The 16,628-nt window shown below is 37.8% G+C and carries 14 protein-coding genes and 1 pseudogene; all 15 read left to right on the plus strand.

Annotated features, from left to right (window positions below; translation table 11 throughout):
* Positions 1-430 precede the first annotated feature (430 nt).
* Positions 431-1,858 carry an MDR family MFS transporter gene (locus V6256_RS05995; RefSeq protein WP_341597167.1) on the plus strand — a complete coding sequence of 476 codons (1,428 nt, stop codon included), beginning with the start codon at positions 431-433 and terminating at the stop codon, positions 1,856-1,858.
* Between the two features lie 195 nt (positions 1,859-2,053).
* Positions 2,054-3,226 (plus strand): NRAMP family divalent metal transporter, encoded by a 1,173-nt coding sequence (locus tag V6256_RS06000; protein WP_341597211.1) that lies wholly within the window; start codon positions 2,054-2,056, stop codon positions 3,224-3,226.
* Positions 3,227-3,338: 112 nt separating this feature from the next.
* A complete protein-coding gene (locus tag V6256_RS06005) occupies positions 3,339-3,902 on the plus strand; it encodes a DUF6795 domain-containing protein (protein WP_341597168.1) in 564 nt (187 codons plus the stop codon).
* A gap of 254 nt (positions 3,903-4,156) precedes the next feature.
* The gene (locus V6256_RS06010; RefSeq protein WP_341597169.1) at positions 4,157-5,506 is read left to right on the plus strand and encodes an ABC transporter substrate-binding protein; all 1,350 of its coding nucleotides are present in this window, start codon (positions 4,157-4,159) and stop codon (positions 5,504-5,506) included.
* 29 nt (positions 5,507-5,535) lie between these two features.
* Positions 5,536-6,435: a carbohydrate ABC transporter permease gene (locus V6256_RS06015; RefSeq protein ID WP_341597170.1), complete on the plus strand. Its 900-nt coding sequence runs from the start codon at positions 5,536-5,538 to the stop codon at positions 6,433-6,435.
* Between the two features lie 6 nt (positions 6,436-6,441).
* Positions 6,442-7,404 (plus strand): carbohydrate ABC transporter permease, encoded by a 963-nt coding sequence (locus V6256_RS06020; RefSeq protein ID WP_341597171.1) that lies wholly within the window; start codon positions 6,442-6,444, stop codon positions 7,402-7,404.
* A 2-nt stretch (positions 7,405-7,406) separates the two neighbouring features.
* On the plus strand, positions 7,407-8,504 hold the full coding sequence (locus V6256_RS06025) for an ABC transporter ATP-binding protein (RefSeq protein ID WP_341597172.1): 1,098 nt from the start codon (positions 7,407-7,409) through the stop codon (positions 8,502-8,504).
* A gap of 40 nt (positions 8,505-8,544) precedes the next feature.
* Entirely contained in the window at positions 8,545-9,564 is a 1,020-nt protein-coding gene (locus tag V6256_RS06030) for a LacI family DNA-binding transcriptional regulator (RefSeq protein ID WP_341597173.1), read from the plus strand.
* A gap of 423 nt (positions 9,565-9,987) precedes the next feature.
* Positions 9,988-11,601, plus strand: a complete 1,614-nt coding sequence (locus V6256_RS06035) for a glycerol-3-phosphate dehydrogenase/oxidase (protein ID WP_341597174.1) — start codon at positions 9,988-9,990, stop codon at positions 11,599-11,601.
* A gap of 279 nt (positions 11,602-11,880) precedes the next feature.
* Positions 11,881-12,690 (plus strand): helix-turn-helix transcriptional regulator, encoded by an 810-nt coding sequence (locus V6256_RS06040; protein WP_341597175.1) that lies wholly within the window; start codon positions 11,881-11,883, stop codon positions 12,688-12,690.
* A gap of 87 nt (positions 12,691-12,777) precedes the next feature.
* Complete coding sequence (locus tag V6256_RS06045; RefSeq protein WP_341597176.1) at positions 12,778-14,013, plus strand: Zn-dependent hydrolase; 1,236 nt, start codon at positions 12,778-12,780, stop codon at positions 14,011-14,013.
* 2 nt (positions 14,014-14,015) lie between these two features.
* Positions 14,016-14,924 carry a dimethylarginine dimethylaminohydrolase family protein gene (locus V6256_RS06050; RefSeq protein ID WP_341597177.1) on the plus strand — a complete coding sequence of 303 codons (909 nt, stop codon included), beginning with the start codon at positions 14,016-14,018 and terminating at the stop codon, positions 14,922-14,924.
* An 87-nt stretch (positions 14,925-15,011) separates the two neighbouring features.
* Positions 15,012-15,812, plus strand: coding sequence for a transporter substrate-binding domain-containing protein (locus tag V6256_RS06055; RefSeq protein ID WP_341597178.1), 801 nt, complete (start codon positions 15,012-15,014; stop codon positions 15,810-15,812).
* 89 nt (positions 15,813-15,901) lie between these two features.
* Positions 15,902-16,111, plus strand: a complete 210-nt coding sequence (locus tag V6256_RS06060) for a hypothetical protein (protein WP_341597179.1) — start codon at positions 15,902-15,904, stop codon at positions 16,109-16,111.
* A pseudogene (locus V6256_RS16420) lies at positions 16,099-16,500 on the plus strand (ABC transporter permease subunit); the annotation flags it as partial. The gene V6256_RS06060 and the pseudogene V6256_RS16420, both read left to right, overlap by 13 nt.
* Positions 16,501-16,628 lie beyond the last annotated feature (128 nt).

Consider the following 16,628-nt stretch of genomic DNA (forward strand, 5'->3'; position numbering starts at 1 on the left):
CTCATACTAGCTCCTTTGTAAGAACCTTAATTAGATCACATATTTATCGGAAATGATATTACCTATAAAATTAATTACCCTGACATTTAATCTACGAGAAATATTATTACCCTCCTTTTACTGTTATGAATGAAAGGGTTTAAGTTAATGTAAGTGCCAATAAGTATGTGGTTTTATCATTTTTAAAATAAACAGTTTAATGAGGCTAACCAAGCCAGTTCTATCGTTATTAGATGAAGTTAGAAGAAATAGGTATCAAGCCAAATAGCAATTTAGTGGATTAGTATTATTTAACTCGGTTATTTATACTGTAAATCTTGTAGTATAAAGTTAAGCAGTATTTATCTTGGGCAATTATCCTATTGCGCTAAAAGTAATTTTATAAAGAGGGCTGGATGTTAAGTATATATTTTAGAGGCTGTTGTCATAAATGAATAAGCCATTAACTCGTAGTACTTTTTTAGTCTTTTTCTCAGCTGTCTTCCTACCTATGTTTTTGGCTGCAGTGGATCAAACCATTTTAGCAACGGCAACTCCTAGTATTGTTGGTGATCTCGGACAGTTACACCTATCCTCTTGGATCGCGATTGGCTATTTGTTAGCAACTGCTGCGTCTGTGCCTATTTATGGTTGGTTAGGTGATCGTTATGGTCGCCGAAATATGCTTCTTTGGGCATTAGGCATTTTTTGTATCGGATCTATTATTGGTGCTATTGCGAGTAATATGAGTGAGTTAATCATGGGACGCGTTATCCAAGGGTTGGGGGGCGGTGGACTGATGAGTTTATCTCAAGCATTAATCGCTGAACTGATCCCACCAAGGCAACGTGCTAAGTATCAAGGTTACTTTGCTTCAATGTTTGCTTGTGCAAGTATTGGCGGGCCAGTGATTGGTGGCTTTGTTGTAACTCATTATACTTGGCATTGGTTATTTTGGGCAAATATCCCACTGGCGATGATTGCCGTGTGGCGTTTGCTTTGTTTAACGCCATCACCGACGCTAGAGCATAGAAATAAACCGATTGATTGGGTTGGTTTAGCAGTCTTTCCGACTCTTTGTACCGTCTTTTTATATTGGGCTTCTGTGGGCGGAGAAAACTTTGCATGGTTTTCTTTAACTAGTGCTCTTTATCTTTTAGTGGTTACTGTATTGAGCATTATTTTCTATCAAAACCAACGCCGCCATAAAACACCTTTCTTACCTAACGAATTACTAGCTAATAGAGCAATATACATTCCCTTAATTACTTCAATGATGTTTGCGGCGTGTATGTTTGCTTTGGTTTTCTTTTTGCCAATATATCTTCAATTAGGTTTAAAAACCAATGCGGCTACATCCGGTTTATTATTACTACCGCTAACCGTTGGGCAAATATCAGGGGCATTGATCAGTGGTCAAATAATGCTAAGAACAGGCATTCCTAAATGGATACCTGTAGTGGGTTTATCATTATCAAGCTGTGGCTTTATTGCGTTAGGCACATTACCTCCTGAGCCGACTTTAGTTGGAGCTTTAGGTCTATTATGTGGTTTAGGCTTTGGTACGGTTATGCCAACCACTCAACTGGTTATTCAAACAATTGGCGGTAAAGCGAATGTAGGGTCAGTGACGGCTTTAGCTTCGTTATCCAGAAACCTAGGTGCTGCTGTAGGAACTGCCTTTTTTGGTGTGTTGATTTATACCCTGTTACCTAATTTTGATCATAATACGAGTATTGAAGTATTACAGAGTGGCCCACAAGCGCCGGTTATTGCTGCTTTTCAAACAAGCTTTTACGTTGCTGCAGTTATTGCTGCTTTAGGGGCAATGAATGCCGCTCGAGCACCGCTTATTCATCTCGCGAATGAGTTGGATTAAGCTTATATTCTGCATTAAACCGCTTAATACGTAAAAATGTGAGTTTTATACATCGAAAGCTATAATTGCTCTTCTTTTAATCGTTTTATTTCTGTATGTTATGGTCCCCCATAATTGTAATATTTAGAGATTTAAATGAACCAGTCAGTAGCAAGTTTAAAATCAAGATTAAATGCTTTTGGTCCCGGCATATTAATGGCGACCGCATCCATTGGTGGGTCACACTTAGTGGCTTCAACACAAGCAGGCGCTATATTTGGCTGGCAATTAATTTGGTTAATTGTCGCTGTAAATGTGCTTAAGTATCCTTTCTTTCGGTTTGGTGTGGAATATACATTAGCAACCGGTAATAACTTAATCGAAGGATATAAAAGTAAAGGACCTTGGTACTTTTACTGTTTTGCTGGCTTAAATGTTATTGCTGCGATAGTCAGTACTGCAGGTGTATTATTGCTTACTGCGAGTTTATTACATTATGCGCTGCCGGTGAATGTCTCTGTTACTTTGTTATGTTGGTTAATACTTGGTGTCTGTTTAATGATTTTGTTACTTGGTCATTTTAAAGCATTAGATAATGTTGCAAAAATTATCATGGTTGTTTTAACCATTACCACGGTTGCCGCTTTTATTATTGCCTTTCATAATGGACCAATGACCCCTGCTGACTTTGAAGGTCCTTCTCCTTATAAATTAGCGATGCTTGGCTTTATGGTTGCACTAATGGGGTGGATGCCAGCACCTATCGAAGTTTCTGCTTTAAGTTCGTTATGGTTAAAAGCAAAACAGCAACAACAAAAGATCACAACCAAACAAGGCCTATTAGACTTTAACGTTGGCTTTTGGCTAACTGCTGCTCTAGCTTTGGTTTTCTTTGGTTTAGGTGTTTTGGTTCAATATGGGCAAAGTAATAGCACAGTTTTAGGTGGAGTTGCTTTTGCACAACGCTTAATTGATATGTATGCATTAACTATTGGTGATTGGTCTCGTCCACTCGTATCGGCTATCGCTTTTCTATGTTTATTTGGTACTACATTAACCGTGTTAGATGGTTACTCTAGAACACTAAATGAATCACATAAGTTATTTGGCTTTAAGCAATCAAAACACAGCTTAAACATTTGGTTACTTATACAATCTGTAGCAGGCATGATCGTTATTTTATTCTTTAAATCTGCGCTTTCACCTATGCTTACTTTTGCAATGACATTAGCTTTTGTAACAACACCAGTATTTGCCTGGTTGAACTTTAGGTTAGTGCGTTCAGAGCCTAGTATTAAGCACGGCCCTATATTACGTATATTAACTTGGGCGGGGATGATTTATCTGGTTGGTTTTGCATTAACCTTTATGGTTTGGAAGTTTTTCTAGCCCCTAACTTCTTTACCAATAGATGCCGCTTTTAAGCGGCATTTTTATATGGCAGTAAATAGCTTATACTCAATGCTAAAGCAGTAGCTTGAGCATACAAAGGAGTGTGGAAATGTATTTACTGACGATAAAAAAATTTATTTTATATGTATTGTCAGTTACGTTACTTTTATGTTTTTCATCACAAGGGCATACGGGCGTGTTTGGTTTTTTTAATAAACAAGACTTTCTATTATCACCTTCTATACAAGGTCGCCTTGTCCGTGAAGGTAAACCTATCGCTGGTGAAACGATATCGAGAAGACTTTTTTATGGTAAAGAATATATCGATAAAGCAGTGACAGATTCAGCAGGGTATTTTTCATTTCCTCGTTGGAGCATTAGTACTTCAAAACCTTCTCGTATGTTTGATGGCGATTCATTGAGTCAGCATATTTATATTGAGCAACCAGATTCAGAAGAATTTATACTGTGGACTGCGCAGTTCTTTTTCTTTGGCGATCAAAACTCTCCGCAATTAGCTAGTATATTCTCAGATTTGCATTGTGATATTAACGCTACTTTAACTACCTACGACATTCCGACTGCAGTAAATCCCGATAAGGAGTTTGTCGCTTATACTTTGTGTGAATTTAATTTTCCAACGGTTACAGAGGCGACTACCAAAGAAAATTAAAGCTATATTTGTTAACAACTTCTTCTATTTATCTTCTTTAATATAAATTCACCTCCCAATTAACACTACTAATTGGTTAAAATTTGACCTCGATCCAATCTATCAAAACCGGTTTTGTAAAAGCTAAATAACGTGAGGCGGTTCAAATATTTAATATGTATTCCGCGTAGACTAAAAAATGAACAATGAAAATATTAATAACTAGTATCACTTTAAATGCATAAATCATGGATTAGTCATATAAGGAAGGCCAGATGAGACTGAATAATTTGATCATAAAACTCGCCGCTGTTGGCGTATCATTTTCAAGTGTCGTAAATGCAACAACTGTTGAGTATTGGACCGTTCAAACACAATCAGACCGCTTACAAACAATTGAAATTATGGCGGATGTGTTCGAAGCTTTAAATCCAGGCATTGAGGTTAACATTATCGGTGTCGATGAGAATGATATGGCGAAGCAAATTGCCGCTGCAGCAGCAGCTAATACTTTACCTGATTTAATTGAAGTGGGCTCAGAGCTTTCATTAGCTTTTGCTGAGGAAGGGATTGTTGATACTACGGCTAATACTGAGGTTATCAATAAAATTGGTAAACAACGCTTCTATAATGGTGCGCTTGGTTTAGTAGAAAACCCTGACTTACAAGAATATGTAGCTGTTCCTTATAGTGGTTGGGTACAAGGGATCTGGTACCGTGCTGACTGGTTTGAAAAAGCGGGATTAGCACCACCAACGACTTGGCAGAATATTGAAAAAGCAGCGAAGTACTTTTATAAACCTGAACAAAACCAATACGGCATTTTAGTGGGTACTAAAGCAGATAGCTATGCAGAGCAATGTTATACACAGTTTGCATTGTCTAATGATGCTGGGCAGTTTAATAAAGATGGTGAATTGATTTTTAATTCAAATGCCCAAAAAGAAGTATTAGATTTTTACAAAAACTTAGCTCAATACAATCCTCCTGGTCCACAAACATGGCGCGCTCGCGATTATTATCTGCAAGGTAAGTTAGCGATGTTCTTTTATTCTTCTTATATTTTAGATGATATTGCATTGGCAGAAGCCGCAGCAAGTTCATTAAGCTCGGAGAACTTTAAAGACCTGAAAGGCGCAACCTTTGATCCAAACTTAGCTAAACATACACGTTTAGCGACAACTATCACTAAAACTTCCCCATCCTCATTCGGCACATTAGTCGGCCTAACCATCATGAAAAATGACAATAAAGAAGAAGTCGAAGCAACCAAGTCTTTTATTGAATATATGAACGAGAAAGATCAAGTTGTTGCTTACTCTCATATGGCTGTTGGTGGACACTTACCAATGTTGCGTGATATTGCTGAAACCGATGAATTCTTAAATGATCCAAAAGGAATCTTTACTCAATATGGGAAGGAATCGATAAAAGAGATTGTTGCAGGTTTCGACAATATTAGAAACTTCTCGGTTGTTGATGGCAAAACGTTTCCTAAATCGGGTGAGATATTCGCTAAGCAAATTATTCCTCGTATGGTTTATCAAGCAACGATAGAAAATGAAGACACACAAAAATCATTAGATTGGGCAGAGCAAGAGATGAATAAAGTGATTGCCGAATAATTTATCTTATATTTGTATAGGTACGCCTAATGATCGGTGTATCTATACAATCGACAGGTGAGTATATGACCCCATTAGAAAAAGCCGAGGCAAGATTTGGGTGGAAGTTGGTTGCACCTACTATTTTGATACTTAGCTTACTTATTTTATACCCGTTAACCTATAACGTTTATTTAAGCTTTTTTGATGTTCAATTAAATGGATCTAAAACCTTTGTTGGTTTTGAGAATTACCTAAAACTAGTTTCAAATCCTGATTACTATGCCGCTATATGGACGACGACCTTATATTTATTTGGAACTGTTGTCGGTACCACGTTATTGGGACTAGCAATGGCTTTGTTATTGCGTGATCCTTTCAAAGGACGCGGTCTCGTTAATGCAGCAATTATGTTGCCCTATGTTGCACCAGTGATCTCAGTTGTATTTGGTTGGCAGTTTTTATTTGATCCAATCTCTGGGGTTGTGAATTACCTTTTTGTCGATGTATTGCCCATTTGGAGTGAGCGAAGTAATTTAATTGGTGATCCTGATTCTGCATTATGGGTTGTTGTTATTTTTGATGTTTGGAAGCATGCGCCCATTGCATACTTATTGATTTTGTCGAAATTAGTTTCTATTTCTTCAGAGCAATATGAAGCTGCTGCTATTGATGGCTATGGACCTATTGGACGTTTTTTTCATGTGACGTTACCTGAATTATATTTTGTGTTAGCAACAGTGGTCTTATTAAGACTGATTTGGAATCTTAACCGTTTTGAAGATGTTTACCTGCTTGCCCCAAATGTAGAAACATTACCTATTTTTACCTATTACCAAGCTTTTACCGGGGTGATTGATCAAGGGTTAGCTGCAGCAACATCTGTTATACAGCTCGCAGTGTTATCCGTATTCATTTGGTTTTATATTAAAAAAGTCATGAAGTGGTGATCTAATATGTTAGGGAAAAAAACAATAAAAGGACGCATTGGTTTCTTATTAGCTATCTTGTTACTTGTCAGCTTTAGCTTGTTACCTTTCGCACAAATCTTATCAACGTCATTAAAGCACCAGTATGATTGGGGTAACCCTTCGCTCATTCCACAAACCATTAACTTTGATGCGTATAAAGAGTTATTAGGTTTAACGGAAGCTAAGCAAGTAGAGATCCCTGCTGCTATTCAAAAAATTCTTAATAACCCCAAGTTACCTCAAGATAAAAAAGAGGCTATTGCGGCTAAATATACGGCTAACGATAATCTATTCCCATTTGGCAAGTACATGCTCAATAGTGTCATTTTCTCTGTAGGCGCGGCGACTTTTTCACTTGTATTTTCTGTTATGGGTGCTTATTCAATCAGCCGTTTACGTTTTAAGGGCCAAGTCGTTATTCAGCGATCCGTGTTATTTGTGTATATGGTCGGTGGCGTTCTATTAATGGTGCCACTTTATCAAATGGCAATGAATATTGGTTTAGCTTCATCGTTATGGGGAAGTGCTTTGTGTATTTTCCTTATCTATATAGTGCAAACCTTACCTGTGGGTATGTATATGCTGGGGAATTATTTCCGAGGCATTCCGTTTGCTTTAGAGGAAGCTGCCATGATGGATGGCTGTTCACGTCAAGAAGCGATTATTAAAGTAGTATTACCGTTATCATTGCCTATGCTAGCCACGGTCTTTATTTATTGTTTTATTATTGGTTGGAATGAGTATTTATTTGCATCCGTATTCCTTAAGCAATATCCAGAGTTCCACACCTTACCATTGGCTCTTCAAGAGTTATTTGTTTCGAAAAATGCAATCTGGGACCGTATTATGGCAGCGTCTATGCTGACATTAGCACCGATTGTTATTTGTTTCTTATTTGCATCTCGCTTTATGAAAGGCGGAAAAACAGACGGCGGGGTTAAAGGATAATTATGGCAGCGATTAAACTCAATAATATTATAAAAAACTTCGACAAGACCGAGGTAGTAAAAGGTATTGATTTAGATATAAAAGACGGTGAGTTCGTCGTGTTAGTGGGGCCATCAGGGTGCGGAAAATCCACTATTTTAAGAATGATAGCGGGGTTAGAGCAAGCGACAGCTGGTGAGATAGTTATTGGTGAAAGAGTGGTAAATGATATTGAGCCACAAAATCGTAATATCGCCATGGTATTTCAAAACTATGCGCTTTACCCACATAAATCAGTTAAAGAAAATATCGTCTTTGCATTACGCCGTTTGAAAGTAGATCAAGATGAAATTGAACGACGTTTAAAAGAGATTTCTGAAATGTTACAACTGGACGCATTATTGGATAGAAAGCCTGCTGATTTATCTGGTGGTCAACGCCAACGTGTTGCGATGGGGCGTGCAATTATTCGTGAAGCAGATGTGTTTTTGTTTGATGAGCCATTATCGAACCTCGACTCCAAACTCAGAAGTCATATGCGCACAGAGATTGGTAAAATTCATAATAAATTTGGACGTACTAGTGTCTATGTGACTCATGACCAAGTGGAAGCAATGACATTAGCAGATAAAGTGGTGGTGTTACACGGTGGGCATATCGCGCAAGTCGGCACACCGATGGAGATTTATTTAAACCCTGTTAATATTTTTGTTGCGCAGTTTATTGGTTCCCCGTCTATGAATATTGTTGAAGGTACTTTGTTTAATGATCACTTAGAAATTGATGGTTACAAACTGCCTAGAAACAAACTCACCAATGTGGCTTATCAATCAAACATTGAAGGCACAGGCATGTTAGTAAAAGTGGGCATTCGACCTGACTTTTTTAATGACAAAGCGCATTTCCCTGCGAGTGAAGAAACCTTTGATTTTAAAAACATCAAAATAGATTTAATTGAGCCAATGGGGTTCGATAAAGAAGTCTTATTCACCTTATCTGGTCAACCGGTTAAAGCAAGGTTAGACTTGCGCTCTGAAATTAAAATAGGCCAAAATATTGATTTGCTGGTGGATTTATCTCAAGTCTTAATTTTTGACAGAGAAACAGAACAGCGCCTTTAATTTAGGCGCTTCAAGCGGGCATTATTTTTATGGAGTTGTAATGTCGATAAAGAAATTAGCTGAATACTTAGGGTTGTCAAAATCGACCGTATCAAGAGCACTTAATGGTTATTTAGATGTGAATAAAGATACGCGAGAAAAGGTACTTAAAGCCGCACAAGAGTTAGGTTATAAAGCCAACCCAACAGCGAAAAGGTTGGCATCAGGAAAGTCTCGCACATTAGGTATTATTCTACCTTCTGATTCCAATATGTTTGTCTCTCCTGCTTTTGCCAAGGTCTTAGTTAGCCTTTCTGAATTTTTAGCACAACAAGACTACCAGTTAATTGTTACCACAATATTTGATTGGCAAGATGAAACACAGGTTTACCTAGATCTTATTACCAGTGGTTTAGTTGATGGTATCTTTATCGCGCGTACTCGCTGTAATGATCTACGCTTAACATTATTAGAAAAGCACCGATTTCCTTATGTTTGTTTTGGTTTCGAAGAAGGGTTCTCTAAAGAGAGTTTTATCGATGTTGATAACCAACAAGCATTCTATCAATTAACACAACGCCAAATATCCTTAGGTCATACTCAAATCGCTTTTATTAATGCGTCTGCTGAGCTTACTTTATCGCAAGCACGAAAAGAGGGTTACTTAAGGGCAATGAAAGAAGCAGGCCTGGTTATTGAAAGTGATTGGATTCTACATGCAGAGTTAAAGCAAGAAAACGCACTGTTAATGACCGAACAACTTATGCAGTCAAATAACCCGCCCACTTCTATCTTATGTGCAGATGATTCTATGGCATTAGGCGCTATTGCTTCCTGCGAAGCATTGGGTTACAAACCAGGTATTAATATCGCGATAACAGGCTATGGGGACTATCAGCATAGCCGCTATGTAAAACCTGCGATTACCACAATTAAGTATGATACTAGTGCAGTTGGTAAAGAGATGGCGAAGTTGATGTTAAACAAGCTCGAGAACACCGCCTTTCATATTCAAAATTGGCATCAAACAGAAATGCTCGTACGCCAATCAGATTGTCACGCTCGCGCATCGAAAATATAGTTTTTAATCAGAGCATAGAATGAGCGCTATTAATCGTTTGTCTAATTGCGAAGTTGTCACCTATTGATTGGAGGTGAAATGTTATTGCAACGTCGCTTGCTCTTTGTATATCAAACCTGCTTTTATCTTCATTTCCCTTTCTTAGACTCACTGTCGATATAATAAGTAACGCAAATCCCCTTATAACAATAAAACCGTCAATAATATCAATTAATCTAGACATTGTTCGCTTTTGAAATTGTCACTGATTGTTATTGCGTGGTCTGATCTCTGACGGTGAGTAATGTTGTTTAGTTAACATATTCGCAGTTTATTGATTATTTTTAATATTAAATAGCGAATCATTATATTAATTAGAAAACTAATGTGTTCTAATTTGAACAATTAAATTGCGTTATCGAACATTATGGTGGGAATTATAGAATGAGCTTCAATCGTGCAAACAACATTAAGCAACTTGCTAAAGAAGAATTAGATGTACTTATTTTGGGAGGCGGTATTAATGGTGCTGTTGCTGCTGCATCTTTAGCGGCCAAAGGAGTTAAAGTTGGCTTGATTGATAAAGGAGACTTTGCAGGTGCAACCAGCTCTAACTCTTCTAATCTTGCATGGGGCGGAATTAAATATTTAGAAAGCCATGAATACAAATTAGTTAATAAATTGTGTAAAAGCCGTAATAATCTAATGAAGCATTACCCTTCATCAGTGACTGAAGTTCGTTTCTTAACAACTATCCAAAAAGGCTTTCGTTTTCCTGTTTGGTTTGTATTTATGGGTACATTAGCTTATTGGTTATTTGGTCGACTGTTTACAATGGCGCCTAAGTACCTAACACGTAAGGCAATTAAACAACTTGAACCTAATATTGAAGTAAGTGGTGCTCAAGCGGGCTTTGAATATTCTGATGCTTTCTTAAAAGATAATGACTCACGTTTTGTATTCAATTTTATTGCCACCGCAGCCAAAAAATCTGCGATCGTTGCTAACTATGTTGAATCGGTAAAAGCTGTTCGTGAAAATAACCAATGGGTTATTGATGCAAAAGATAACACCACAGAAGAAACGTTTACGATCAAAGCGAAAACGTTAATTAATGCTTGTGGGCCATTAGTAGACCAAGTTAATAAAAGTACTAAACAAAAAACATCACACCATCATCTATTTTCTAAAGGTGTGCATTTAACGGTTGAACGTATTTCAAAAGAGCATCGTGTATTAGCGTTCTTTGCTAGTGACGGACGTTTATTCTTTGTTTTACCAATGGGTTCTAAAACTTGTATCGGTACAACAGATAACCAAGTAAAAAGTCATAATGCGACGGTAACAGATGAAGATCGCCAGTTCATTCTTGATAATGCTAATACCTTACTAGCATTAGATAAGCCATTAACGAAAGAAGATATTATTGCGGAAAGATGTGGAGTACGTCCATTAGCGATTGAAGCTGAAGAAGGCGTAGCAGATTGGGTTGCATTATCTCGTAAGCATGCGATTGATGTTAATAAACAAGATAAGCATATTAGTATTTTCGGTGGCAAATTAACTGACTGTATTAACGTTGGTGACGAAGTTGCAGATATTGTAAAAGATCTAGGCGTGTCGATGCAAAAGAACGACTCTCTTTGGTATGGTGAGCCTAGTGATACTGTTAAATCTAGATTTATGAAGGCGATGGTAGAAGTTGATAAGTTGACACCAAAAGGTGCATTAGAGCCTTTATCAACTCGTTTCTGGCGCCGTTATGCCGAAGATGCTTTCACTTTATTAGAAGCAATTAAGAAAGATCCTAGTAAAGCAGAACTTGCTCTTGAGCATACTGAATTTACTTGGGCTGAGATTGATTGGGTTGCTGAGAATGAGATGATTGTAAATCTTGATGACCTATTACGTAGACGTTCTAAAGCAACACTAGTGATTCGTAAAGAAGACTTAGATAATGCCAAAGGCTTAGAAGCAGTAAGCAAACGCCTATTTGGTGAAAAAGCTGAGCAGAAAGTTGCTGAATTCCGTAACTCAACAAACTTTAATAGAATCTAACTAAACAGCTATTTTTTCATGTTATCAATAAGTCACTTATTCATTCTCTTTATGGATAAGTGACTTACTTCTTTTATAAATGCTTTTAATCGAAGCAATACAAAATCCCTTACCTTAGTTCGTTATTATCAACCTCTCCTTTTACCACCTGCATTAAATAACCTATTCATTTTCATACTTGTTTTTTATGAATAGTGTTGAGCCACTATCAAGTCATCAATAGCTAACTTTAAGCTGTCTACTTTACCCCTGTAATTTGTTAAGTTATGGGCAAATGAAATGACGAGAACATTTATGCTTAAAGAACAACTTAGTTTTAATAATATGATCACCTATGGAATTGCTGATCTCATTCTTAATATTGGTGAGTCCACCTTTTTTGATAAGTTAACGTATTTACTTAAATCAGCCGCTAGCTTTGATGATTATGTTATTTTAATTTACCACCCTGATAAATCACCGACTGTACTTAGCTCTTCCTTTGCCAATGATGAATTAGATGTATGGGAGCGTTATCTTGCAGGTGCCTATTTATTGAGTCCTTTTTATGATTACGGTGTTAATCAAGGTAAAGAAGGGTTTGTAACATTGGATGAAATAGTACCTGATGATTTTTACCAAAGTGCTTATTATGAAGATTATTTCCGTCAGTCTAAGCTGGTGGACGAAACTTGTTTTGCTGTACAAGGTAAAGATAATAACGTCTATCTATTGTCCTTAGGTAGAACAAAATCACTGTCTAAGTTTAGTGATCGTGTGTTAGGTCATTTAAGAGAGCTGTACCCTATATTTAGTTCTGCAGTGAAAAAGCATGATCAAACACAACATCTCCCAGAGCGTCAATCGCATTCACAAATTAAAGAATATATTGCCCAGTTTGGCATGGAAGTATTAACACCAAGAGAGCACGATGTGACGTTATTATTGATTCGTGGTCATTCGAGTAAAGCGGCGGCTAGGCTGTTAGATATTTCATATGAAACCGAGCGTGTTCATCGTAAAAATATCTATAACAAGTTAAATGTAAACTCCCAACAGGCGTTGTTAGCAAAGATATTTGATGACATTGTGAACCTAAAACCAAGTTAAAGTCTGTCCATACCACAATTGAGTAATAGTACTACTAATACCCCCTCGCTACTATAGTTTCAAGAATTAGAAACGTAGCGAGAGCAGATGAACACACTACAAATTAACACTGAGCGTTTACTTTCCTTTATTAGCGAAATGGCTCATATTGGCGCCAAAAGCAATGGCGGTTGTAATCGACAAGCATTAACAGAAGAAGACCGTTTAGGACGAGAATTGTTTTTAACATGGTGCCATGCCATTGGTGGCGTGTCTCGGTTAGATTCTATGGGTAATTTGTTTGTTCGATTTGAAGGAACAAACCCAACCAAGTTACCTGTACTAATGGGATCGCATTTAGATACGCAACCTTCAGGCGGTAATTTTGATGGCATTTATGGTGTGTTAGCCGCCCTAGAAGTGATGTACACGTTAAATGATACCAACCAAAAACTTGTTCACCCTGTTGAAATTGTTGTCTGGAGTAATGAAGAAGGTTGTCGTTTTACACCTGCTATGTCGGGCTCAGGTGTATTTTCTGGAAAATTAAAACAGTCTGATATATACCAATCAGTCGATGACCAAGGTATTTCATATCAAGAAGCCTTAATAGCCAGCGCGCAAATGGGGACTGAGGAATGCCAATCTTTTCCATTTTCAGCTGCATTAGAGTTGCATATTGAACAAGGCCCTATTCTTGAAGCGGAGCAAAAAAGCATTGGTATCGTGACCGGTGTGCAGGGCATGAACTGGTACCAAGTTACCGTAAGTGGTGAAACAACACATGCTGGGCCAACACCAATGTTGATGCGTAAAGATCCTGTTCAAGCTTTAATGGCAATACTGCCTAAAATCTACGCTAAAGTATCAGAATATGGTGAGCAAGCACGCATCACTATTGGCAAGTTAACAACGATTCCTTCTTCAACAAATACCGTCCCAGAGCATGTTATTTTTTCTTTAGATTTAAGACATCCCACGCAAAAAGTCTTAGATAGCATGTCAAAAGAGGTCTTAAATCTGTGTCAGGACATTCCTTCAATATTTAATTCAAACATTGAGCAGTTATGGGCATCACCTGCGATTGAATTTGATCCTCGTTGTATTGATGTTATTCGTTGCGCTTCTACACAATTGAATATGGATGCCATGCCAATTGTTTCTGGTGCAGGTCATGATTCTGTTTACTTATCGTCATTAGGACCAACAGGAATGATTTTTGTACCTTGTAAAGATGGTATTTCACACAATGAAAAAGAGCATGTTGAACCTGAACATTTAGTGTCAGGCGCCAATGTATTGCTACATAGTTTAATTTTATTAGCAGAAGAAAAGGAATCATGAATATGGATAGTTTATTGAGTCGCCGTCAGAGTAATGGTGGAACAACAGCATTAACAGACTGGGGAATCGCATCTGAAACCGGACGTTTGAAAGAAGTATTAGTCGGGCCGGTTGACCATTTTGAATGGCGTTCTGGTAATTCAACTTCTCGACGCCATATGGCAGCAGGGGAGCGCTATAACCCACAAGTTGCTAAAGCACAGTATAACGAAATGTTAGATGTTTATCGTCAAGCGGGGGTCAATGTACACTTTTTGAATGCTAAAGAAGAACAACCTTACTCAATCTATGCGCGAGACTCATCTGTGATGACTCCTTGGGGGCCAATCATTAGTCAAATGTATAGCCCATGGCGCCAAACTGAATGGCTAACGGTTCTGGAATTCTACACAAAACAAAACATCCCTATTTATGATGTAGTGACCGCAGGTAATTTTGAAGGCGGTGATTTTATGCTTATCGAACCGGGTGTTGTGCTGTGTGGTTATTCTGGAGAACGTACTAGTGAAGCGGGTATGAACCAAGTAAAAGGTTGGTTTGAAAAAGAGGGCTGGGAATTTCAAGGAATTCGGTTTGATCCGCATTTTCTTCACATGGATGTGCAATGTGTGATGGTGGCTGAAAAGTTGGCCGCTGTGTGTACTGCTGTAGCACCTGATAGTTTGTTAGTTTGGTTAAAGAATAAAGGCATCGATATTATTGATATTCCATATAAAGAAGCGATGGAACTGGGTTGTAATATTGTTTCTTTAGGCGATGAACGCGTACTTATTCCCTCTGATAGTTTGACCTTAAAAGAGCAATGTAACGCACGAGGATTAACTGTGTTTGCCCCTGATATATCTATGATTACCAAAGGTGGCGGCGGTGTACATTGTATGTGCCAAGCATTAAAAAGAGATGAGAAATAATATCCAATCAACTTAGTTTGATGAGTGTTTAACGAAAGCATTCACTCATATTTATAGAGTATATTAATTAACAAGGAAGACGTTTACATGAAAAAGGCAAAGAAGATATTTACCTCTACATTACTTGCAGCAGCAATAGGTATCAGTAGTGTGAGTACGTGGGCAGCAACTGCATTAACAGAAGGAAAAATAACAGTAGGGATGGAGATTGCTTATCCGCCTTTTGAGTCTTATGACGGTGATAAAGTCGTTGGTTTTGATCCAGAGTTAACCGCTTTATTAGCCAATAAAATGGATTTGGATTATACATTTAGCGACAATAAATTTACTGCCTTAATCCTAGGGTTAGCCTCTAATAATTTTGATGTGGTTATTTCTGGTATGTACATCATTCCTGATCGCCTCAAAGCTGCTGATGCTATTCCATATGCTCGTACTGGTGCCTCAATTATGGTTGCTAAAGGAAGTGCTATTCAACCTAAAGCAGGTGAAGAACTGTGTGGGCTTAAAGTAGGGCTTCAACAAGGGACTACATGGGTAAAAACATTACATGAATTATCTGAGTCTTATTGTGTGACAGAAGGGCTAGAGCCTATTCAAGTACAGGAATTCCCAACAGCACCTGAAGTGACGCAGGCAATGTTATCAAAAAATATACAAGTCCAATTGGAAATCGCAGGAGCAGCTAAAATGTTAGTTGAGCGTACCAAAGGGCGTGTTGAGATTGCTTCTACTACACTTGTCTTTCCTCAAACTTTGGGTATCTACGTTAAAAAAGGCAATGACCAGTTGAAAACACAGTTAACCGAAGCAATGGCTGAAATTAAAGCTGATGGTTCATATCAACAACTACTTACAAAATATGAATTAGCCCCTGTTGTTGATTAATCCTAAATAGTGGTGGTAGTTCTACCATCACTTTTTTTATTGTTTAATGTTGTGTTACCTGAAAGCAAACTGCTTTCAGAGGAGTTATTATGAGTTTAGATTGGGAATACTTTTTTTCATTATTTACGGTAGCAGCTTTTTATGAAGCCTGCATTGTCGTCATTGTATTGAGTGCATTGTCATGGTGTTTAAGTACTTTATTTGGTTTTGTGATTGCTTGTGGCAAGCTATCTGAAAAAAATGGTTATCGATACCCACCTCTGTCTTTGTTTGGTTTTTTCGTAGTGTGCCATTATTAATTGTGTTGGTATTTGTTTATAACATGCCACAATTATTTCCTTCTACCGGTGCTTATTTAGGCGTTCCTTTTTTCGCAGGTTTAGTGAGCTTAGTGGTGACTGAAGCAGCTTATATGGCTGAGATTCATCGCAGTGGTTTGTTGTCTGTTGCAAAAGGACAAAAAGAAGCGGGTCATGCGTTAAGTATTGGCTTTTTTGGTATTCAACGAATCATTATTATTCCACAGGCGATACGCGTGTCGATGCCTGCCTTGATCAATGAATTTGTGACCATTATTAAACTAAGCTCATTAGTATCGGCTATTTCCCTCTCAGAAATTTTACAAGTAGGACAGCGCCTTTATTCTCAAAACTTTTTGGTGTTAGAAACCTTACTAGCCGTTGCCGTTTATTATGTGGCTATTGTGACCATGTTCAGCTCATTGTTACATTGGGCGGAGAAAAAAATGGATATTCCATCGCGTTCTCCTGAGGCGTTATCTGACCAACAGTGTGAAGACTTAAGAAAACAATCTAA

It is taken from the genome of Psychromonas aquatilis, assembly GCF_038155185.1.
Taxonomy (GTDB): domain Bacteria; phylum Pseudomonadota; class Gammaproteobacteria; order Enterobacterales; family Psychromonadaceae; genus Psychromonas; species Psychromonas aquatilis.